Source organism: Streptomyces caniferus, assembly GCF_009811555.1.
In the GTDB taxonomy this organism is placed as follows: Bacteria; Actinomycetota; Actinomycetes; order Streptomycetales; family Streptomycetaceae; genus Streptomyces; species Streptomyces caniferus.
Map to the genome: position 1 here is coordinate 4,540,517 of NZ_BLIN01000005.1, position 20,169 is coordinate 4,560,685.

The 20,169-nt window shown below is 69.4% G+C and carries 19 protein-coding genes; 9 read left to right on the forward strand and 10 right to left on the reverse strand.

All coding sequences use genetic code 11. The features are described 5' to 3' along the window. Positions 1-151: 151 nt before the first annotated feature. Together Scani_RS36420 and Scani_RS36425 are read left to right on the forward strand one after the other, a co-directional pair. The gene (locus Scani_RS36420) at positions 152-1,369 is read left to right on the forward strand and encodes an MFS transporter (protein ID WP_159481932.1); all 1,218 of its coding nucleotides are present in this window, start codon (positions 152-154) and stop codon (positions 1,367-1,369) included. A 134-nt stretch (positions 1,370-1,503) separates the two neighbouring features. Beyond that, the gene (locus tag Scani_RS36425) at positions 1,504-1,986 is read left to right on the forward strand and encodes a GlcG/HbpS family heme-binding protein (RefSeq protein ID WP_159481933.1); all 483 of its coding nucleotides are present in this window, start codon (positions 1,504-1,506) and stop codon (positions 1,984-1,986) included. Positions 1,987-2,003: 17 nt separating this feature from the next. Here Scani_RS36425 and Scani_RS36430 read toward each other — a convergent pair whose 3' ends face one another. After that, positions 2,004-2,561: a DUF2269 domain-containing protein gene (locus tag Scani_RS36430; RefSeq protein ID WP_159481934.1), complete on the reverse strand. Its 558-nt coding sequence runs from the start codon at positions 2,559-2,561 to the stop codon at positions 2,004-2,006. Positions 2,562-2,836: 275 nt separating this feature from the next. Here Scani_RS36430 and Scani_RS36435 point away from each other — a divergent pair, with 275 nt between their 5' ends. From Scani_RS36435 to Scani_RS36445, 3 genes are all read left to right on the forward strand, one after another. After that, positions 2,837-3,472 (forward strand): HAD family hydrolase, encoded by a 636-nt coding sequence (locus tag Scani_RS36435; protein WP_159481935.1) that lies wholly within the window; start codon positions 2,837-2,839, stop codon positions 3,470-3,472. Positions 3,473-3,923: 451 nt separating this feature from the next. Continuing rightward, positions 3,924-5,801: a globin domain-containing protein gene (locus Scani_RS36440; RefSeq protein ID WP_159481936.1), complete on the forward strand. Its 1,878-nt coding sequence runs from the start codon at positions 3,924-3,926 to the stop codon at positions 5,799-5,801. 49 nt (positions 5,802-5,850) lie between these two features. Continuing rightward, a complete protein-coding gene (locus Scani_RS36445) occupies positions 5,851-6,792 on the forward strand; it encodes a pyridoxamine 5'-phosphate oxidase family protein (protein WP_174872800.1) in 942 nt (313 codons plus the stop codon). Between the two features lie 39 nt (positions 6,793-6,831). Here Scani_RS36445 and Scani_RS36450 read toward each other — a convergent pair whose 3' ends face one another. From Scani_RS36450 to Scani_RS36470, 5 genes are all read right to left on the reverse strand, one after another. Then, positions 6,832-7,311: an NUDIX domain-containing protein gene (locus Scani_RS36450; RefSeq protein WP_159481937.1), complete on the reverse strand. Its 480-nt coding sequence runs from the start codon at positions 7,309-7,311 to the stop codon at positions 6,832-6,834. Between the two features lie 48 nt (positions 7,312-7,359). Then, positions 7,360-8,256, reverse strand: coding sequence for a LysR family transcriptional regulator (locus Scani_RS36455; RefSeq protein ID WP_159481938.1), 897 nt, complete (start codon positions 8,254-8,256; stop codon positions 7,360-7,362). Positions 8,257-8,563: 307 nt separating this feature from the next. After that, positions 8,564-9,691, reverse strand: a complete 1,128-nt coding sequence (locus tag Scani_RS36460) for a cystathionine gamma-lyase (RefSeq protein WP_159481939.1) — start codon at positions 9,689-9,691, stop codon at positions 8,564-8,566. Continuing rightward, positions 9,688-10,308 carry a low molecular weight protein-tyrosine-phosphatase gene (locus Scani_RS36465; protein ID WP_159481940.1) on the reverse strand — a complete coding sequence of 207 codons (621 nt, stop codon included), beginning with the start codon at positions 10,306-10,308 and terminating at the stop codon, positions 9,688-9,690. The genes Scani_RS36460 and Scani_RS36465 overlap by 4 nt, the downstream gene beginning before the upstream one ends. 3 nt (positions 10,309-10,311) lie before the next feature. After that, positions 10,312-10,689: a phage holin family protein gene (locus tag Scani_RS36470; protein ID WP_159481941.1), complete on the reverse strand. Its 378-nt coding sequence runs from the start codon at positions 10,687-10,689 to the stop codon at positions 10,312-10,314. 49 nt (positions 10,690-10,738) lie between these two features. On the opposite strand from Scani_RS36470, the gene Scani_RS36475 reads away from it, so the two are divergent. The 3 genes from Scani_RS36475 to Scani_RS36490 all read left to right on the forward strand — a co-directional run bounded on the left by Scani_RS36475 (position 10,739) and on the right by Scani_RS36490 (position 12,675). After that, positions 10,739-11,056 carry a cupin domain-containing protein gene (locus tag Scani_RS36475; protein WP_159481942.1) on the forward strand — a complete coding sequence of 106 codons (318 nt, stop codon included), beginning with the start codon at positions 10,739-10,741 and terminating at the stop codon, positions 11,054-11,056. 226 nt (positions 11,057-11,282) lie between these two features. Further along, on the forward strand, positions 11,283-11,507 hold the full coding sequence (locus tag Scani_RS36480; RefSeq protein WP_159481943.1) for a DUF5326 family protein: 225 nt from the start codon (positions 11,283-11,285) through the stop codon (positions 11,505-11,507). Positions 11,508-12,252: 745 nt separating this feature from the next. After that, positions 12,253-12,675: an SsgA family sporulation/cell division regulator gene (locus Scani_RS36490; RefSeq protein WP_159481944.1), complete on the forward strand. Its 423-nt coding sequence runs from the start codon at positions 12,253-12,255 to the stop codon at positions 12,673-12,675. Between the two features lie 170 nt (positions 12,676-12,845). Here Scani_RS36490 and Scani_RS36495 read toward each other — a convergent pair whose 3' ends face one another. Further along, a complete protein-coding gene (locus Scani_RS36495; protein WP_371872419.1) occupies positions 12,846-14,297 on the reverse strand; it encodes a YibE/F family protein in 1,452 nt (483 codons plus the stop codon). A gap of 182 nt (positions 14,298-14,479) precedes the next feature. Here Scani_RS36495 and thiC point away from each other — a divergent pair, with 182 nt between their 5' ends. Next, positions 14,480-16,264, forward strand: coding sequence for a phosphomethylpyrimidine synthase ThiC (thiC, locus tag Scani_RS36500; RefSeq protein WP_159481946.1), 1,785 nt, complete (start codon positions 14,480-14,482; stop codon positions 16,262-16,264). Between the two features lie 126 nt (positions 16,265-16,390). Here thiC and Scani_RS36505 read toward each other — a convergent pair whose 3' ends face one another. From Scani_RS36505 to Scani_RS36515, 3 genes are all read right to left on the reverse strand, one after another. Beyond that, the gene (locus Scani_RS36505; protein ID WP_174872801.1) at positions 16,391-17,275 is read right to left on the reverse strand and encodes a G protein-coupled receptor family protein; all 885 of its coding nucleotides are present in this window, start codon (positions 17,273-17,275) and stop codon (positions 16,391-16,393) included. Between the two features lie 218 nt (positions 17,276-17,493). Next, on the reverse strand, positions 17,494-18,609 hold the full coding sequence (locus Scani_RS36510; protein WP_281392253.1) for a metallophosphoesterase: 1,116 nt from the start codon (positions 18,607-18,609) through the stop codon (positions 17,494-17,496). Between the two features lie 263 nt (positions 18,610-18,872). Continuing rightward, positions 18,873-19,973 carry a LacI family DNA-binding transcriptional regulator gene (locus tag Scani_RS36515; protein ID WP_159481947.1) on the reverse strand — a complete coding sequence of 367 codons (1,101 nt, stop codon included), beginning with the start codon at positions 19,971-19,973 and terminating at the stop codon, positions 18,873-18,875. Positions 19,974-20,169: the final 196 nt, after the last annotated feature.

A 20,169-nucleotide genomic window follows, 5' to 3' on the forward strand; every position in this document is an offset into this window, starting at 1 on the left:
CGTCATCGACGACCTCCTCATGGGCGCACCTCATGGGCACGCCATCCAGGATAGGGCACCAGCGAAATATCCGGCGCTTGCAAATAACCCGCGTATGCAATTATTGTCTACGCTCATAAGAGACGGACGCAATCACCTGAAGGGATCCGTCATGCCTCTCGCACTCCTGGCTCTCGCCATCGGTGCCTTCGGGATCGGAACGACCGAGTTCGCGGTCATGGGCCTGCTGCCCGACATGGCGGCAGGCTTCGGCGTCTCCATCCCGCTCGCCGGATACGCGACCACCGTCTACGCCCTCGGCGTGGTCATCGGAGCGCCCCTGATGACCGCCGTCGGCACGCGCTTCACCCGCAAGCAGATGCTGATGCTGCTGATGGGCCTCTTCATCGTGGGCAACCTGCTCACGGCCGTCGCCCCCAGCTTCTGGATCATGCTCGCCGGGCGGATCGTGGCCGCGTTCACGCACGGCGCGTTCTTCGGCATCGGCGCACTCGTCGCCGCCGACCTGGTCGCGCCCGAGAAGCGCGCCACCGCCATCTCGCTGATGTTCAGCGGTCTGACCATCGCGAATGTCGTGGGCGTACCGGCCGGCACCATGCTCAGCCAGCAGTTCGACTGGCGCACCACCTTCTACGCCATCACCGTGCTCGGCGCGATCGGCCTGCTGGGCATCGTCAAGCTGATCCCGGCGCAGCGGGCGAAGGCGGCCTCTCCTCTGGGCAGCGAACTCGCGGTGTTCCGCAACCCGCAGGTCGGCCTGGCGATGCTGATGACGATCCTGGGCTTCGGCGGTGTCTTCGCAGCCGTCACCTACCTCGCCTCGATGATGACCGAGGTCACCGGCTTCGCGCCGTCCTCCGTGATCTGGCTGACGGCCGTCTTCGGCCTCGGGATGGTCGGCGGGAACCTGATATCCGGTCGCTTCACCGACCGCGCCATGATGCCGATGCTGTTCGTGTCGATGAGCGGTCTGGCGCTGTCGCTGGCCGCGTTCACCTTCACCGCACACAACAAGACCGCCGCCATCGTCACCATCGCGCTGATCGGCATCTTCGGCTTCGCCACCGTTCCTCCGCTGCAGAAGCGGGTGATGGACCAGGCGGCCTCGGCGCCCACTCTCGCCTCGGCCGGCAATATCGCGGCCTTCAACTTCGGCAATGCGCTGGCCGCTTGGCTCGGCGGGATCGTCATCTCGGCCGGCCTCGGCTACACCGCGCCCAACTGGGTCGGTGCGCTGATGACCGTCGCGGCGCTGGCGGTGGCGATATTCGCCTCCGCTCTGGAGCGTCGTCAAACAGGCCGCGGCCGCGTGGTGGCCGCAGGCGGATCCGCGCCTGCCGACGAGCCCGTAGTGGCGGCGCACGGCTGAGATACCGGGGCGTACCGCCCCCGGACCTCCTGCGCCAGGACCCTCAAGGGACCGACGCGCACCCCACCGGAGCAGCACGCACGACCGACGGAACACGCACCACCGGCACCACTGAGCCCCAAGGAAGACTCCTGATGAGCACCACCTCCTCTGCCACCACCTCCTCTGCCACCACCTCCTCTGCCACGACCACCTCCGCCTCCACTGTCCGTCCCCTCACCACGCGCGACGCCGAGGGCCTCATCGACGCCGCCGTCCGTGCCGCCGAGGGCCTCGGTGTGCGGGGCAGTGTCACCGTCCTGGATGCGGGCGGTCATCTGCTCGGCTTCCGGCGGGACGACGCGGCCGTGCTGATCTCAGGGGAGACCAGCACCCGCAAGGCGTACACGGCACTGCAGCTCGACACCCCGACCGCCGACCTGGTCGAACTCGTACGGCCCGACGGGCTCTTCCACACCCTGCCCACGGCGTTGGACCGGCCGCTGCTCTTCCTCGCGGGCGGTGTACCGCTCCACCGGGACGGCCGGCTGATCGGCGCGATCGGCTTCGGCGGCGGTGCCCCCGAACAGGACCACCGGATCGTCACCGCGGCGATAGCGGAGGCCGACCTCGCCTGACGGCGCCAGGCCGTCCGCTAACGGAGGCTCGCACCCTTGATGCTGCTCCTTCGCGCCCGGCCGGCGCGGGCCTCGGCCGACTGTGCCTCGCGCAGTCGGCGGCCGCGTCGGGTGAGTCCCCACGGCTTGAGGACGGAGATCGCGGTGAGGAAGAGGTAGGTGACCGTGGCGACCGCCGGCGCGACGAGGAGGCTGACGTCCGGGTGCGGGGTGCCCGCGGCGGCCTCGGCGGCGAGCCGGTTGATGCCGGGCCGGAGTGAGAAGACCGAGAGCAGGACGGTGATGAGCGTCAGCCAGAACTTGAGGTAGACCCAGCGGTGCCTGGCCAGCCCCCAGGCGGTGCGCAGCGACAGCACCAGTCCGCTGACCAGCGAGGTCAGCGCGACGGGGAGGACCAGCCAGTCACCGAAGACCTTCATGGCCCGGTAGGCGACGCCGGCCATGTCGGGGGATCCGGTCGTGTAACCGGTGATGCCGAGCGTGAGCAGCCCGACGGTCAGGCCGAGCCAGCTGACGGAGACGGCGACATGAACGACGAGGAGAGCCCGGCGGGCGGGTCGGCTGAGCTGCTGCATGGCGTCCACGGTGGCGCCCCGTGCCCCGCGGCACATCTCCCGGCGGGAGTATCCGCACCTACGCGGGCTTGAGTACGTCCCGAAGCACGGTGCCGCCTGCCGCGCCACCGGTCCCGCCCGCACCCAGGCCCGCTCGTCCTCAGACGCTCGTCCCCAGGCCCGCTCGCAGGGGCCAGATCGGCGGCCTCTCCCCGTCCCGCCGACGCGTGGACCGGTTGCACCTTCCCCCGCTCCCGCTCTCGCCTGCCGCGACCGCGCCTCCTAGGCTCCGGGGCATGGGCAAGCTGCATCTGTTCGACATGGACGGGACCCTGCTCCATGGGTCCGCGGCCGCCATTGAGATCTCCCGGCAGCTCGGGCTGGACCGGGAGATCGCCGAGCTGGAACGCGGATTTGCCGCGGGTGAACTGACTCCCCCGCAGTTCGCTCAGCTGGCATGCGACCTATGGGCAGCCGAGTTGACCGAACTCACGGTGGCCGCGGCATTTGACGGCGCGCCGTGGCTGACCGGAATCCAGGAAGTCTGGGCGGATATCCGGGCGCGCGGCGAGCGCTGCGCGGTGATTTCTCTCTCGCCGGGTTTCTTCGTCGAACGGCTGCTGTCCTGGGGCGCCGATGCGGCACACGGTTCCCGCTGGCCCGCGTTGCCGATCCGGGAGGCGGTGGAGCCGGCCGGCATCCTCTCGTCGGCGGCGAAGGTACGGATCGCGGATGAACTCTGTGTGCAGTACGGGCTGACACGAGCCGACTGTGTGGCATACGGCGACTCCATGTCGGACACCGAACTGTTCGCGGTCGTCCCGCAGTCGGTGGCAGTGAATGCGGATCACCATGTCAGTGGGCTGGCCTCATATGCGTATGCGGGCAGGGATCTTCGTGAGGCATACGAACTGGTGCGTACTGGCCAGTAATTCCGAACTCCTCCGGCGGATTCGTCCGCTGTGTGCGCTGAAAATGCAGTCTGTGGGGAGGATCACTGTTATCGCAACGGTCGTGCGGAGTGTTCCAAGATCAGGGCTTGTGGTTTTAACTACTGCCGGTATGGTCGAGTCCGGCTTGGCGGAGGTAGGGCTTCCGCGGGAGCGTGAAGGGTGAGCTCAAAGCTCGTCAGCCTAGCGGCGAAGTGGCCCTCGGCACCCGGACTTCCGACTATTTGTCCGATGTGATGAGCGGGAGTGGCATGCTGCTGACGCGGCATCTGCTCCGCATTGTCGCAAGGGAGTGAGATTTGTCCGCTTTGGAGGGTGTTGTCGGAGTCGCATGAGGCGATGAAGAATTCCAGGGCAGGGCGGGGGAATTCCGGGCAGTTCCGATCTACGGAAGTGCGAAGACAACCGAAAGACGTTCGAGGCGAGGCAGACCATGGACGCTCCGACCACCACGTCGGCCGATAACGGCTCTTCCGGCGGGAGCAGTGGCGATTGGGGTTGGTTCACTCCACCGGCGAAGAAGTCCTCCGGAGAACAGCAGGAGCAGCAAAACAGCCAGGACCGGCAGCAGAACCACGAGGTCCCGGCCGAACCGGATGACGGGAGTGCACACCACGACCGCGGCGACCGAAGAGACCACCATGAGTGGAACGAGAGAGACGAGCGGAACGACCGGGAACAGATACCCAGCCGACCGGTCAACCCGATCCGGCCGGTAGGCACCGCCGCCACGCGCGAGCGCGAGACGGAGCCGTCGCAGGCACCGTCGCCGCGACACGACGCGGGTCGTCCTTCCGCGGCAGCAGGCTCTCCCGAGCAGCCCCCCGCGGCCGCTTACTCCGAGCAGTCCGCCGCAGCACCCGGGTATGCCACCGCGCCGCACCGCGAGGCCGGGACCGCCTGGGGCGGTGAGCCCCCCACGAGCCGCAGATCGGAGTGGGAGCGCGTACCCACCGGGGGCCGCGAGCCCGAGCCCGTACACGAATCGGCGCGCGCCACGGGAGCACCCGTGGGAAGCCCGCCCGTCGGCACCGCGTCCGCCACGGGACCGGCTGCCCAGAACCAGGCCCCCGCCCCGTCTGCCTTCACCCCCAAGGCGCGTCCCGCCGCTCCCGCACCGGAGCCCTCTCTCGACGCCCTGCAGGCCTCGGCCGCTTCCGCCACACCCGCCTCCCCCGACGCGGTGCTCATCCGTCGCACCATGGCGGAGATCGAGCCCGTGTCCGACAAGGTCACCTCGTACTTCTACGCCCTGCTCTTCGTGCAGTACCCCGATCTGCGGGCGCTGTTCCCGGCCGCGATGGACACCCAGCGCGACCGGCTGTTCAAGGCGCTGCTCACCGCCGCCCAGCATGTCGACGACGCCGATGTGCTCACCGCCTACCTCGCGAACCTCGGCCGTGGGCACCGCAAATACGGCACCCAGCCCGACCACTACCCGGCGGTCGGCGAATGTCTGCTCAATGCGCTCTCGCGCTATGCGACCTCCAGTTGGGGGCCGGAGACCCAGGCCGCGTGGGTGCGGGCCTACACCGCGATCTCGCAGATCATGATCGACGCAGCCGCCGAGGACGAGGCCGTGGCCCCCGCCTGGTGGCAGGCCGAGGTCGTCTCGCACGAGCTGCGCACGCCCGACATCGCGGTGGTGCTGGTCCGCCCCGACCAGCCCTACCCGTTCCTCGCGGGGCAGTACGCCAGCGTGGAAACCCCCTGGTGGCCGCGGGTCTGGCGGCACTACTCCTTCGCCTCCGCACCGCGCTCGGACGGCCTGCTCTCCTTCCACGTCAAGGCGGTCCCGGCCGGCTGGGTCTCCAACGCCATGGTCCACCGCGCCCGTCCGGGCGATGTCATCCGGCTCGGCGCTCCCGGCGGCTCGATGACCGTCGACCACAGCACGCGTAGCGGTCTGCTGTGCGTCGGCGGCGGCACCGGCATCGCCCCCATCAAGGCGCTGGTCGAGGACGTCGCGGAACACGGCGTCCGGCGCCCCGTCGAGGTCTTCTACGGCGCCCGCAGCGACCACGACCTCTATGAGCTCGACACCATGCTGAACCTGGAACAGACCCACCCCTGGCTCTCGGTCCGCCCGGTCGTCGCCAACGGGCCGGCGGTTCGCGGCGGAACGAGCAGCGAGACCGGCCAGCTTCCGGACGCGGTCCGGCAGTACGGGCCGTTCCGGGAGTACGACGCCTATCTCTCCGGGCCGCCGGGGTTGATCCGCAGCGGTGTGGACGCTTTGGTGGGGGTCGGCATCCCGACCGAGCGCATCCGGCACGACTCCGTGGAAGAGCTGGTCTCGGCCGGAGATTGAGATCTTGGCAGCACAGGTCGACAACGGTCCGACAGGGGAGGGGTGGGGCATGCCACGGCAAGAGCGCCCCGGGAGCGACGGCGAGCACTTGGTGCAGCAGAGGCTCGGGACGACCGAGCGCGCCGATCGTTTCTACGGGGACCAGGTCCTGGACCATCTCAACGTCCGTATGCAGGAGTTCGTGGCCCGGCAGGAGATGTTCTTCCTGGCCACGGCCGACCGGCACGGCGAATGCGATGCGACGTTCCGGGCCGGCCCGCAGGGGTTCGTCCAGGTGCTCGACGCCCGGACGCTGGCGTACCCGGAATACCGTGGCAACGGTGTCATGGCGTCCATCGGCAATATCTCGGAGAACCCGCGCCTGGGCATCTTGATGGTCGACTTCACCCGTGACCGCATCGGGCTGCACGTCAACGGCCGGGCACGGGTCGTCATGGACGAGGAGATGCGGGCGCACCACCCCGGTCTGCCGGTCGACCCGGTTCCCGGCCGACGGGCTCAGCTGTGGGTCACCGTCGAGGTCGAAGAGGCGTACATCCACTGCGCCAAGCACATTCCGCATCTGCAGAAGGTCCCGGCGCAGCAGCGCGGGGCGCGGGCCTGGGGCACCGACGACGTCAAGCGCAAGGGAGGCGACTTCTTCGGCGCGGCGGCGGAGTCGGAGCAGCGGCCGCCCTTCCGGCGCGCGGAGCGCAAGAACGAGCACCTGCGGGGCGGACTGCACGAGGACACGGACGACCCGGTGTACCGGGGTGCGGCCCCGGTGTACGGAAGCGACCCGATGTACGGCGCGGGCACGGTCCCTGCCCCACCGGCCGGTTCCGCGTCCGTCGGCGCGCCCCCCGCCCCGGGCCGGGACGACTTCGTGGAGGAGCTGAACGCGGAGTTCCTCGACCGGGTCGAGCGGGTGCTCGCCCGCGCCCAGCCCCGTCGGCCCGCCGAGGACGCTCCCGCGTTCCGCGGATGGTTCGACGACCGGCGCGACGGCTGACACGGCGCCCGGCGGAGTGCCGGGTGCGCGGCCTCCCGTTCAGCCGAGATCGGGGGCGTGCATGGCCCGTACGCCCTCGATGTTGCCGTCCAGGTAGTGCCGCAGCGACAGCGGCACGACCTCGACGGACGCGATGCCGACCCGGGTGAAGGGCACCCGCACGATCTCGTACTCCCCGCAGGGCTCGTCGACCTCGGGGCCGTGCCGACGCGAGACGTCCATCGAGTCGAGCCGGCAGACGAAGAAGTGCTGGACCTTCACGCCGTCCACCCCGCCGTCGCTGAAGTGCTCGACGGTGTCGACGAAGACCGGAACCACGTCCTTGATCTTCGCGCCCAGCTCTTCGTCCAGCTCACGGTGGAGGGCGTCGATGACAGTGGCGTCCTCGGGCTCCACCCCGCCGCCGGGAGTGATCCAGTAGGGGGCCCGTCCCGGCTTGGTGCGTTTGATCAGAACGAGGTCCGCGCCGTCGAGCAGAATCGCGCGGGCGGTGCGTTTGACGACTGGCCGTACGTTCATAGGGGACAGATGCCGCAGTCATGGCCCGGTGAAACCCACGCCTCTCGGTCACCAGTCGACAGCGGTTCGCAGCAGCCACTCATGCGCCCGGGCGATATGCGGCAGGCCGAGGGTCCCGGTCCGTACGGCCAGGAAGTACGTCCGCAGCGGGGGCACCGGCGGGTCGAGCAGGGCCACGACGTCGCCGCTGTCCAGTGCGTCGGCGCACAGATAGCGGGGCAGTACGGCGAGGCCCGCCCCGGCCGTCACACAGGACAGCACGGCGCGGAGGTCCGCGGCGACCACGGCAGCGGAGGCGGCGGGCTTGGCGTCGAAGACCGCGGACCAGTAGCGGGCGATCAGCGGCAGGCTTTCGTGGACCTCGACGAGCGGCACGGGGTCCAGCACGCGGACTCCCCCGGCCTGCAGCACCGTGCTGCCTCCCAGCTCGGCCGCCCAGTGCGGCGCGGCGATCAGTACATGCTCCTCGTCGCAGAGCGGGGTGGCGCTGAGCAGCCCGCCGCGCGGCCGGGTGGTGGTGACGGCCAGATCGTGGTGGCCGTCTGCCAGGCCGGTCAGCAGCTCCTCCGCGGGGCCGAAAACGGTGCGTATGGACAGGCCCTGGGCGATCAGTGGGGTCAGCGCCGGGAGCGCGCGCTCGGCGAGGAACTCCGGGGGCCCCGCGAGGTGAAGAGTGCGGGTGACGGAGTCCCGGTCCTGGCCGGCCTGTGTGATCTCGGTGAGCGCGTCCAGGTGCGGTGCCACCTTGTGGGCGAGTTCATCGCCGATGGTGGTGGGGGTGACGCCCCGGGCGCAGCGGAGGAAGAGGGGGCGGCCCAACTGGCGTTCCAGCGCCCGGATCTGGCTGGTCACCGCGGGCTGGGAGAGGCCGAGTAATGCGGCGGCGCGGGTGAAGGAGCCGGCTCGGTGCACAGTGACGAAGGTGCGCAGCAGAGCCAGATCCATCGCGTACCTCCTGCGCCTCTCGGAAGCCTGGTCGCGGGCCAACTATAAATTTGTCGATAGGGCTGTGTCGCTAGCGTGATTGGACAATGACGCTCAGTCAACTAGCCTTGTTCGAGCGGTTCGTTTCACGTGGAGCGTGTGGTTTCACGTGAAACGCGTGGACTCGGGGCCATGGGAACCGCAGGCCGGCAGGGTGACGAGGGGGGATACCCTGCCGGCCGCCCTCATAGCGCGTGCGGCGCCTCGGGCACGGGGTGCGCTTCGCTTGTTCGACTCGGCCCCCTGTTTCGGTGACCGTGGCGATCGGTCAGTTCTGCGCGGCCACGCCCAGTGCCCGGATGACGTCCGCGACCAGATCCTCCGGTTCCTCGACGCCGACCGAGAAGCGGATGAAGCCCTCCGGCACGGCGTCACCGCCCCAGCGGGCGCGTCGTTCGGCGCTGGACCGTACGCCGCCGAAGCTCGTCGCATCGTCCACCAGGGTCAGCGCGGCCAGGAACCGTTCCGCATAGGCCTTGTCGGGCAGGACGAAGGACACTACGGCCCCGAAGCGGCCCGGGCGCATCTGCCGGGTGGCGAGCTCATGGGACGGGTCGGACGGGAGCCCCGGGTGGCGCAGGCCGGTGACCTCGGGACGGTCCGCCAGCGCCGCGGCCAGTGCCCTCGCACCCTCCGACTGCTGGCGGACCCGCAGTGCGAGGGTGGCGAGCGAACGGTGCGCGAGCCAGCTCTCCATCGGGCCGGGGATCGCGCCCACCGTCTTGCGCCAGAGCCGTACGGAATCGGCCAGCGCGGCATCGCGGGTGGTGGCATACCCCAGGAGGACGTCGCCGTGGCCGGTCAGCGCCTTGGTGCCGCTGGCGACCGAGAAGTCCGCGCCGAGGTCGAGCGGCCGCTGACCGAGCGGGGTGGCGAGGGTGTTGTCGACGGCCACCAGCGTGCCGCGGCGGTGGGCTTCGTCGGCCAGTCGCCGGATGTCACAGACATCGAGGCCGGGGTTGGAGGGCGTTTCGATCCACAGCAGCCGGGCGCCGTCCAGCGCGTCGAGCTGTGCGTCGTGTGCGGTCGGCGCCGTCCGGACCTCGATGCCGTAGCTCTCCAGGCGGGTGCGGACGGCAGGCAGCAGCTGGTAGCCGTCGCTGGGGAGCACCACGATGTCGCCGGTGCGCAGCTGCGAGAAGAGCACCGCCGTGATCGCGGCCATCCCGGAGGCGAAGGCGACGGTATGGGCGCTTTCGTCCGGTGATTCGAGCTCGCCGATGGCCTGTTCCAGCCGGGTCCAGGTCGGGTTGGCGTCACGGCCGTAGGTGTACGGCCCGACGGCATCGCCGGGAAGGTGGAAGTGCGCCGCGAACACCGGCCCCGGGAGGGTCGGCTCGTAGGCCTCGGGCTCCGGAAGCCCGGCACGTACGGCGCGGGTGCCGTCGCCGGTCATGCGCTCTCCTTTTCCGGCGGCTGGTGCGGGTCCTGTGATGCGTCCCGGCCGGCGTCGTGCCCGGTAGCCGTGCCCTGGCCCGGGAGTGCGGCCCGTACCGCGGCCAGCAGGCCGTCGCTCACCTCTTCGATCATCTCCAGGCACTCCTCGAAGCCGGCGAAGTCGCCGTAGTACGGATCGGGTACGTCGAGGTCGCCGATGAGGTCGAGGTCGGACGTGCGGCCGGGCGCCGGTCCCGGGCCGGCGCCCGCCGCCGTGCCCGTCCCGTACGAGCGCAGCAGACGGACCTTGGCGGCGTCCTCCGCGGTCGGGGCCAGGCCGCGCAGCTCGCGCAGATGGCCGGAGTCGAGGGCGATGACCAGGTCGAGGTGGTCGAACCAGGAGGCGTGGAACTGCCGGGCGGTGTGGACGTGTTCATAGCCGCCGGCGCGCAGCACGGCGACCGTGCGCGGGTCGGCTCCGTCGCCCTCGTGCCAGCCGCCGGTCCCCGCGCTGCCGACCTCGACCAGGCCGTCGAGCCCGTCCTCCGCGAGGCGTGCGCGGAAGACGGACTCCGCCATCGGCGACCGGCAGATGTTGCCGGTGCAGACGAAGCAGATGCGGAAGGGGGCGCTCAAGGGTCAGTCCTCGTCGGGAAGGATCACATGCATCGCCCAGGCGACGATGGAGATGATCACGCCGCCGAGCAGCGCCGTCCAGAAGCCGTCCACATGGAAGGCGAGGTCCGCCTTGCCGGCGAGCCAGGAGGTCAGCAGCAGCATCAGCGCGTTCACGACCAGTGTGATCAGGCCGAGCGTGAGGATGAACAGCGGGAAGGACAGCAGCTTCACCACGGGCTTGACCAGGAAATTGACCAGCCCGAAGATCAGCGCGACGAGGACCAGGGTCAGTATTTTGCGGCCGGTGTTCTCACCGGTGAGCGTGATGTCCTTGAGTAGCCAGATGGCCACGGCAAGCGCCGCGGCGTTGGCGATCGTCTTGACCAGAAAATGCTTCATGGTGAGATCGTCGCAGACGAGTCTGAATCATCAGAGGGGTGCGATCGGCATGAAGGCTTTCAGACTGGATGAGCTGGAAGCGGAACGGGCTGCGAACGACGGTGCGTATCTGCAGTTTCTCCGGGAACGCAACATGTCGGTCGGGCTGTACGCGCTGGACGCCGGCAGCACCGATCCGCAGCAGCCGCACGCCCAGGACGAGGTCTACCTCGTCGTCAGCGGCCGGGCGGCGATCACGGTCGGGACGGAGACGCAGTCGGTGGCCCGGGGCAGCGTGGTCTATGTGCCGGCTGGGGTGCCCCATAAGTTCCATCACATCAGCGAGGACCTCCGGGTGATGGTGGTCTTCTCTCCTCCTGAGAGCTAGGGGTCCGGCCCCGCAACCCGTAGGGGAAGGGTCAGGGGAGGGCCGGGGCTGCGAAGCCCCCACGGCCGCGGTCCGCGTCCTAGCATCGTTGGTGCAGGGGGAGCTGGAGGTGTGAGGCGGCAGACACGCCGCACGCGGACGGCGCCACCACCGCGGCAACAGCGCAGCAGACGGATAGCGCGGTACGGACAACGACAGCGCGACAGACAGAAAGCAGGGCAGAACAGTGGCTGGTAAGGGGATATTGGCAGGACTTCCGTGGTGGGTCACCTGGGTCGTGGTGCCCGTCGTCCTGATCGTGGTCTTCGGCGGACTGATCACCACCGCGCTCGGCTTCCTGATCGGCGTGCTGTTCAAGGTCCTCATAGCGGCAGCCCTGATCGCCGGCGTCATCTACCTCGTCCGCAGGTCCAGCGGCTCGTCATCGTCCTCGTCGAAGGGCGATTGGTAAGCCGCAGGCTCCCTCCGCCGACCGGCCCCCGGACCCCGCTGTGAGCGGACCGGGGGCCCGGTGTTGGCAATCGTGAACGGCGAATCCGCTACCGGTGCGGGCCGGTGCCCGCCCGGAACCCCGACATCGTCAGCGGGCTCGGAACTCCGAAGCGCCGGCCGTGACAGGTAGGAACCTGCGCCTGCGTCTACTTCGCCGTCTACCGGGAGGGTGATGTCGAGATGGCGTAGGTTACCGACGGCTCGCTGCGGCCGTCGGTGGAGGAGCGGGCGGTCTTGGACGTCACCGCACCCGGGCACGTGATCGGGAAATGCCTGCGAGGGCAGTTCGGCGAAGGTCCGTGCGGAGAGCGGCTCGCACGCCATGTCCGCCAGTTGATATCGCCCTTTTCCGTGCGATCTGAGGACGAATTGCTGCACCGTTTGGATACGGTGCGTGGCAAACACCGTGCTTTTGGACGTCGGAAATATGCCCTGGGCACGGCGTGTACGGCTTCCCCTGCCCAGGTCGAGGCGGTCACCGCGGTCCCGGTGGCTTCTCTGCGCGTGTACGAACTGCACCGATTGCGGTCCGTTACAGACCGACTACGAAAAATGGCGGAGGCGACACTAACGACACTCGCCTTCTCTGTCAGTATCTGAAAACTCACTCCTTGTGATCTGCTGGTGCGTGGCAGACGATGGCGCCAATAGGGCTACGGGGGATGTTTCCCGGCCATCTCCGATCAAGTGCGGGGCAGTGGTTGATGACCGACACAGTTCAGGCAGAAGTGATCATGAGCTTCGTCGTCTCGGAAGAGCTCGCGTTCCGGATTCCGGTGGAGCTGGACTTCGCCAGCGCCGATCCGTATGCCGTCCGCCTCACCTTCGATCTGCCCGGCGATGCGCCCGTGACCTGGGCGTTCGGCCGAGAGCTGCTCTTGGACGGGCTGAGTCGGCCGTCCGGCGAGGGCGATGTGCGTATTGAGCCGGCCTCCCCCGAACACCTCAGCGATGTCTTCATCAGCCTTCAAGTCGGCGCCGAGCGTGCGCTGTTCCGGGTGAGCGCGGCGCCGCTGGTCGCCTTCCTGGACCGTACGGACCGGCTGGTGCCGCTCGGCAAGGAAGAGGTCTGCGACACCCTGGAGGCCGTACTCGACCAGATCCTCACGGAGGCACCGGCCGGCTGACCTGGCCCCGCTTCGACCGTCCACGCCGGCCATGGCGGGTACGCCGGTCAACCCCGCGTACCCGTATGTCCCTCCCCGCCCGTGCCCCTGCCCGTCACCGCACTCGCCCCCGTCTCCCCGCTTTCCTCGCGATCTGTGGCGGGTGCCGGAAGGCCCCCCCCGCGATTCCGTCACCGCTTACGGCGCCTGCCGCCTCCCCCTCGCCGGGCCGGACGGCTCTCCACGGCGCCCGTCGGCACATTGGCACCCACCCCCACCTCGGCCACGGGGTCTGCCCCGGAGCGCTGTCCGGTACCTGCCCTGCCGTCGTCCCCCGGTGCGCCCCGCCCCTTCCGGTCCGCCGAGACGACCAGGGCTGCCAGCAACGTCGTCAGCGGCACCGCGGCGACCAGCCCGATGCTGCCCACGAGTGTGCGGATGATCTCCTCCGCGACCACCTCGCTCGTGGCGACCGTGCCGACGCTGCTCTGTGCGATCGAGAACAGCAAAAGCAATGGCAGTGCCGCGCCCGCGTAGGCCAGCACCAGCGTGTTGACGACGGACGCGATGTGATCCCGGCCGATCCGCATCGCGGCGCCGTACAGCTTGCGCCAGCCGGCCGACGGGTCCGCCTCCTTGAGCTCCCAGACCGCGGCGGTCTGCGTCACCGTCACATCGTCGAGCACGCCCAGCGACCCGATGATGATCCCCGCGAGCAGCAGACCGCGGATCTCGATGTCGGGGTACAGGCCGTGCACCAGCCCGGTGGTGTCATCCGTATTGCCGGTCAGCAGCGCCCAGTTGATGAACACCGATCCGAACAGCCCGATCAGCAGCAGCGAGGCGAGGGTCCCGAGGACGGCCACCGAGGTACGGGCCGTCAGCCCGTGGCACAGGTACAGCGCGATCAGCATGATCGCGCTTCCCCCGACCACCGCCACCACCAGCGGATTGGATCCCTGCAGGATCGCCGGGAGGATGAACAGCGTCAGGACCACGAAGCTGGCCGCCAGCGCCACCAGTGCCAGCACTCCCCGCAGCCGGCCGACGATCACGACCGCGAACGCGAAGATCGCGGCCAGCACCCACATCGGGAGCGTCCGGTCGACATCGCTGACCGAGTACTGCAGATCCTTCGGGGCCTTGGGGGAGTACGCCACCACCACGTCCTGGCCGGTGGTGTAGTGCCGCAGGGCGTCCGGTGTCACCACCGCCTGGAAGGTCCGCCCGGCGTTCTCTCCCGTGGTGACTTTGATCGTCGCCTGCTGACAGGGCTTGCCCTTGTCCGCTCCCCCGGCCGGTGGCTGTCCGGTCGGGGAGGGAGGCGGGGGCTGCTGCTCGGCATGGACATCCGCGCAGTTCACCTCCGCCACCTTGACGACCCTGGCCCGCTCCGTGGGCTGGTCGAAGCCGACGCCGGACGGTTTGTGAGGCGGTGCGCCGCCCGGCCAGAGCACGACCAGGCCGACCGCCACCGCGGCCGCGAAGGGGATCAGCACTGCCGCGATGACCTTGCGCAGATGCCGGGAGACCGGCGTGGCAGGGCCATGGCCGTGCGCATGTGAATGCACGGCGGAATGGTGGTGGGACTCGTGAGGGCTCACCGCTCGATCATCGCAAGAACTCCCGGGCCCCCTGTTCACTCCGCCGCATCGGCCGCTACCGTGGTGCCACCTTTGCAATCGCGGGAGCTCGGAGCACCGGGCTGAGAGGGCGCTGACCTTCGTCCCAACGGCGTTTCACGTGAAACGCCCATGGACGGAAGCCGCTGCGTCGACCGCCGAACCTGTTACCGGGTAATGCCGGCGTAGGGAGTTGGGGTCTCATGACTCTGCAGGATGCACGCACGCCCGAAAACGGAAACGGTGCCAGCGGCAGCAGTGAGCCGCAGATCGGCTGGCACAAGGGCTATGTCTCCGGATCGCGCCCGGACCTTCGGGTCCCGGTCCGGCGAGTGCACCTCACCAACGGCAAGGACGTGACGCTCTATGACACGTCAGGGCCGTACACCGACCCGCACATCGATACCGACGTCCGCCGTGGTCTGGCGCCGCTGCGGGAGAACTGGATCATCGCCCGCGGCGACACCGAGGAGTACGCGGGCCGCCCCATGCGGCCGGAGGACGACGGCCTCAAGCACACCTCGCCGCGCGGTGGGCTCAAGAACCTCGACGCGGTCTTTCCTGGCCGCCCCCGACAGCCGCGCCGCGGCCGTGACGGCGCCGCGGTCACTCAGCTCGCCTACGCCCAGCGCGGCGAGATCACCGCGGAGATGGAGTACGTCGCCGTCCGCGAGAACGTCACGCCCGAGTTCGTCCGCGACGAGATCGCAGCCGGCCGTGCGGTGCTGCCGTCCAACATCAACCACCCGGAGATCGAGCCGATGATCATCGGCAAGAACTTCCTGGTGAAGGTGAACGCCAACATCGGCAATTCGGCGGTCACTTCCTCCATCGAGGAGGAGGTGGAGAAGATGACCTGGGCGACCCGCTGGGGCGCGGACACGGTCATGGACCTCTCCACCGGCCGCAATATCCACACCACCCGCGAGTGGGTGCTGCGCAACTCCCCCGTCCCCATCGGTACCGTCCCCCTCTACCAGGCACTGGAGAAGGTCGACGGCAAGGCCGAGGAACTCACCTGGGAGATCTACAAGGACACCGTCATCGAGCAGGCCGAACAGGGCGTCGACTACATGACGGTGCACGCCGGTGTGCTGCTCCGTTACGTCCCCCTGACGGCCCGTCGTAAGACCGGCATCGTCTCCCGCGGTGGTTCGATCATGGCCGCCTGGTGCCTGGCGCACCACAAGGAGTCGTTCCTCTACACGCACTTCGAGGAGCTCTGCGAGATCCTCGCCGCGTACGACGTCACCTACTCGCTCGGCGACGGTCTGCGCCCCGGATCCATCGCGGACGCCAACGACGAGGCACAGTTCGCCGAGCTGCGGACGCTCGGAGAGCTGAACACCATCGCCAAGCGGCATGGCGTACAGACGATGATCGAGGGCCCGGGCCATGTCCCGATGCACAAGATCAAGGAGAACATCGACCTCCAGCAGGAGATCTGCGAGGAGGCCCCGTTCTATACGCTCGGCCCGCTGACCACCGACATCGCGCCTGCCTACGACCACATCACCTCCGGTATCGGCGCGGCGATGATCGCGTGGTGGGGCACCGCGATGCTCTGTTACGTCACGCCCAAGGAGCATCTGGGCCTGCCGGACCGCGACGACGTCAAGACCGGCGTCATCACGTACAAGATCGCGGCCCATGCGGCAGACCTGGCCAAGGGACACCCGGGCGCCCAGGAGTGGGACGACGCGCTCTCCGATGCCCGTTTCGAGTTCCGCTGGGAGGACCAGTTCAACCTCGCCCTCGACCCGGACACGGCCCGCGCCTTCCACGACCAGACGCTGCCCGCCGAACCGGCGAAGACGGCGCACTTCTGCTCGATGTGCGGCCCGAAGTTCTGCTCGATGAAGATCAGCCAGGACATCCGCCGCGAACACGGGGGTGATCTGGCAGTCGACGCCGAGGCCGGGATGGCCGAGAAGTCGGCGGAGTTCGCGGCGGCGGGCAACCGCGTGTATCTGCCGATCGCGGACTAGCCCGGCGTTCGGACGCTTCTGTGAAGGCCCCCACCGCAAGGCGGGGGCCTTCCGCTGTCCGCCCGGCGGTGGAGCGCCCAGCCCGCCCATGCCTCTGCTGGTCCCTGGTCCGGGCTGCCCCGCGCGCTAGTCCGGCTGGTGGTCGGGCCCTCCGTAATCCGGGCTGGTGAAGTCCGGGCTGGAGTATCGCGGGCGGGATCCCGAGGAACCGCTGTCGGGGCTGGTGAACTCGGGGCGGGTGTAACCGAGGGAGGGGATCCGGCTCTCGGGGGGCGCGGTCCGGCGGGGGACATAGCGCGACGGGTCGTCGTCAGGAGTGGCCGTGGGGTCGGCGAGGGCCTCGCGGAGAAAGGGCAGCACGCCGCGCTCCAGGAGGGCGCGACGCCACACCTCGCGGGCGTTGTCGAGCGCCTCGCCCAGTTCGTCGGCTCTGGCGGCCTGGGCGGACGAGCCGTTGCGCAGCGCCGTGATGACCAGGCCGGCCATCGCGACGAGGGCGCCCGCGGCGGTCAGTGCCGCGAAGATCCAGCCGACACTGATCAGCGGCTGTGCCAGTGCCTTGTCGGGGCTGAGGGCGCGCAGCGCATAACCGATGAGGAGGAAGAGGACCGCGGCGATGCCGGCGAGGACGGGCGCGAGGACGGCGACCATGGCGGTGAGCCCGGCGCCGGTGGTCTCGGCCTCGCCCAAGGACGTGGCGATGGCCGGTCCTGAGCTCCCGTCGGCCTCCGGGCTCTGCTCCTCGTCGTCCGCCGGGACATGGGACGGGACGGGCGTCGGCGCGCGCAACTCGGCGCGGAGCTGTACATAGCGTTGGTATTCGGCCGTGGCGCACGCGGCGATGGCGGTGGTCGCACTGAGCGCCATCGTGCGCAACTGCTCGGCGTTGAGAGGGTTTCCCCCGACGGCGGTGAAGTCGTCCGGGCGGTATTCGGCGGTGCGCAACGCCTCATCAAGGATCCGCGCAAATTCCGCGCGGTCCTCGTTCAGCAGGTGCGGAGCGCTGTTCATGTGGATCCCCCGATGCTCCGTAGGGCCGTACGGCCGGCGTTGGCCGGGCAGTGGGCGGAAACGGAGGAGAGCCTGCTACGGATAGTCCGATGGTAGAGCGACTCCGGCGCGGGGTGACAGAGAGTTTACGGAATTTGAGTAATGCCACGACCGGTTTCCACCCGTGTGTCCCCCGACCGCCCGTGCCCCGGCCTGCCGCGCGCCCGCCTCGATAACGCTCAGCCAGCCAGCGGAAGTTGAACGACCAAAAGCTTTCCGGCCATCGTGATGCCGCCGTCCATGGCGATGGCCAGACCGTCCGCGTAGACATGCGGACCGTCGACCGCCACACCGTCGCTCTCGCCCTCCTCGGTGCCGACCTCGCCCAGCAGATAGGGGATCGGGCTGTGGCCGTGTACGACGCGGTCGCCGCCGTAGGCGTCGAGGAGTTCGCGTACGGCCTCCGAGCCGGACTCGTCGCGGAAGGCGAAGCGCTTGGTGAACTTGCGGAACAGGTCCCAGACTTCGTCTGCCTCGCTGCGGGTGAGCACCTCGTGGACGGTGTCGTTGACGGCCTCGATCGAATCGCCGTATTCGAGGTAGGCGGTGGTGTCGGAGTGCACGAGCAGATGCCCGTCCTCCTCCATCACGGCGTCCAGGCGGGCCATCCACTGGAGGTGGTGGTCCTCCAGGCGGTCCATATCGGTCTTCTGGCCGCCGTTGAGGAGCCAGGCGGCCTGGAAGGAGGCGGTACCGGCGCCGGACTGCACAGGGGTGTCGCCGAACCTCTTGGCGCCCAGCAGCAGGAGTTCGTGGTTGCCCATCAGGGCCTTGCAGTAGCCGCCGGCCGCAGCGGCCTCGGCGGAGAGCTGCATGACCAGGTCGATGACGCCGATGCCGTCCGGGCCGCGGTCGGTGAAGTCGCCGAGGAACCAGAGCCGGGCATTGCCGGCCGCCCAGTTGCCGTCGGCGTCGATGAGGCCTTCGGCGGCCAGCGCCTCGCGCAGCTCGTCGTAGTAGCCGTGCACATCGCCGACGACGTACAGCGGGCCCATGCCCTCGGGCGCGTCGGGGTCCTGGGCCGGTTCGGGCACCGGGACGACGGCGGGGCGGTCGATGAGGGTGTCCGTGCGGCCGGGCTCGATGACCGGGAGGTCGCGCGCGGTCGGCGTGTACTCCTCGGGCAGCTCGGCCGGCGGGGCGGCGGGCGACACGACGGGGGGCGCGGCAGGAGGCGCGGCGGGGGTGCCGGCGGGCAGGTGGAGCGGCGGGCCGACAGGCGGCACGGGGGACCCGGCGGGCGCGCCGGAGGGCACTCCGGGCGGCGGAACAGACGCCGGAGTTTCTCCCGCCATGGTCCACACCATGGGTCCCTGACTGGCCCCCTGAGTCATCGACCCCTCCACCGTCGCGCCGCCGTGCACCTCTCGGACCTTTGCCTGGTCGACGGCGGTCCGCGGTGTCGTGCGCCCATCATAGGAATGCCGATCGCGGGTTGTGACGCACCCGGGGGTGGTCAATCCGCCGAAGCCCGGCATTCGCGGCGGATTTCTCCCTAGATCACCCTGTTTTTTCCTCGTAGAAGTGATCACACCGTCGCTCGTATGTGGGAGCACGCTCAGTCGCCGGTCGGTCCTCGTGGTGGGCTGACGGTCGTTCTCGGGGGACGTCGCTGGGACGAGGCCCGGACGATCAGATCGGTCGGTATGACCTGTTCGACGGGCCGGCCGTTGTCGAGCCCCTCGATGGCGTCGATGAGGATCTGCACCACGGCGGTACCGATCCGGCGCGGCTTGAGGGACAGCGTGGTGACGGGCGGCTCGGTGGCGGCGTAGAGGGTGGACTCGCTGCAGCAGACCAGCAGCAGGTCCTCCGGCACCCTCAGGCCGTAGCGCCGGGCGGCGGCGAGCAGGTCCGTGCCGTTGGGGTCGAAGAGTCCGTAGACGGCATCCGGGCGGTCCGGGCGGGCCAGCAGCCGGTCGGCGGCGACGGCGCCCGCGCACGGGTCGTGTGCCGGGTAGGACTCGTACACCGGGTCCTGCCCGACCCGCTCGCACCAGTGCAGATACGCGGTGGTCGACAGGCGGGTGTAGGTGTCGGTGGTGTTGCCCGTGAGCAGCCCGATGCGGCGGGCGCCGGCGTCGGCGAGATGGTCGAGCAGGCCGAGGACGGCCGCCTCGTGATCGTTGTCGACCCAGCCGGTGACGGGCAGCGCGCCGCCGGGGCGGCCGTCGGAGACGACGGGGATGCCGTGCCGCACGAGCTCGGTGACGACGGGGTCGCCGTCGGCGGGATCGATCACGACGGTGCCGTCCAGGGCGACGTTGGACCACACGTCGTGGCGGGAGGTCGCGGGGAGGATGACCAGCGCGTAGCCGCGGGCCAGGGCTGCGGAGGTGGCCGCTCTGGCCATCTCCGCGAAATAGGCGAATTCGGTGAAGGTGAAAGGTTCGTCCCCGTACGTGGTCACGGTCAGGCCGAGGAGCCCCGACTTGCCGGTACGGAGGGTGCGGGCGGCTGCGGACGGGCGGTAGCCCAGCCGGTCGGCCACCTCGCGGACATGGCTACGGGTGGCATCCGGAAGCCGGCCCTTGCCGTTGAGCGCGTCGGAGACAGTCGTGATCGACACACCGGCTGCGGCGGCCACGTCCCGGATGCCCGCCCGCCCCAGCCGGCGACCGGTCGACCGGCTCACCTGGTGCTTCCCTGCTGCTGTCATGGCGAGCCGATAGTAGGGCTCATTAGGGCCATTCGCGGGGCCCGGCCGACTCTGGTGAAGAGGTACGTTTCTGCATGGCCAACCGCCGTCAATTCTATGGAAAAACAAGGGAGTTGGCGTCATAGGTGATCATTCCGGGGGAGAGGAGGCGCCTTCGCCTGTCGATCGGTTCAGGTCTCGAAGCGGTCTCAAGTCA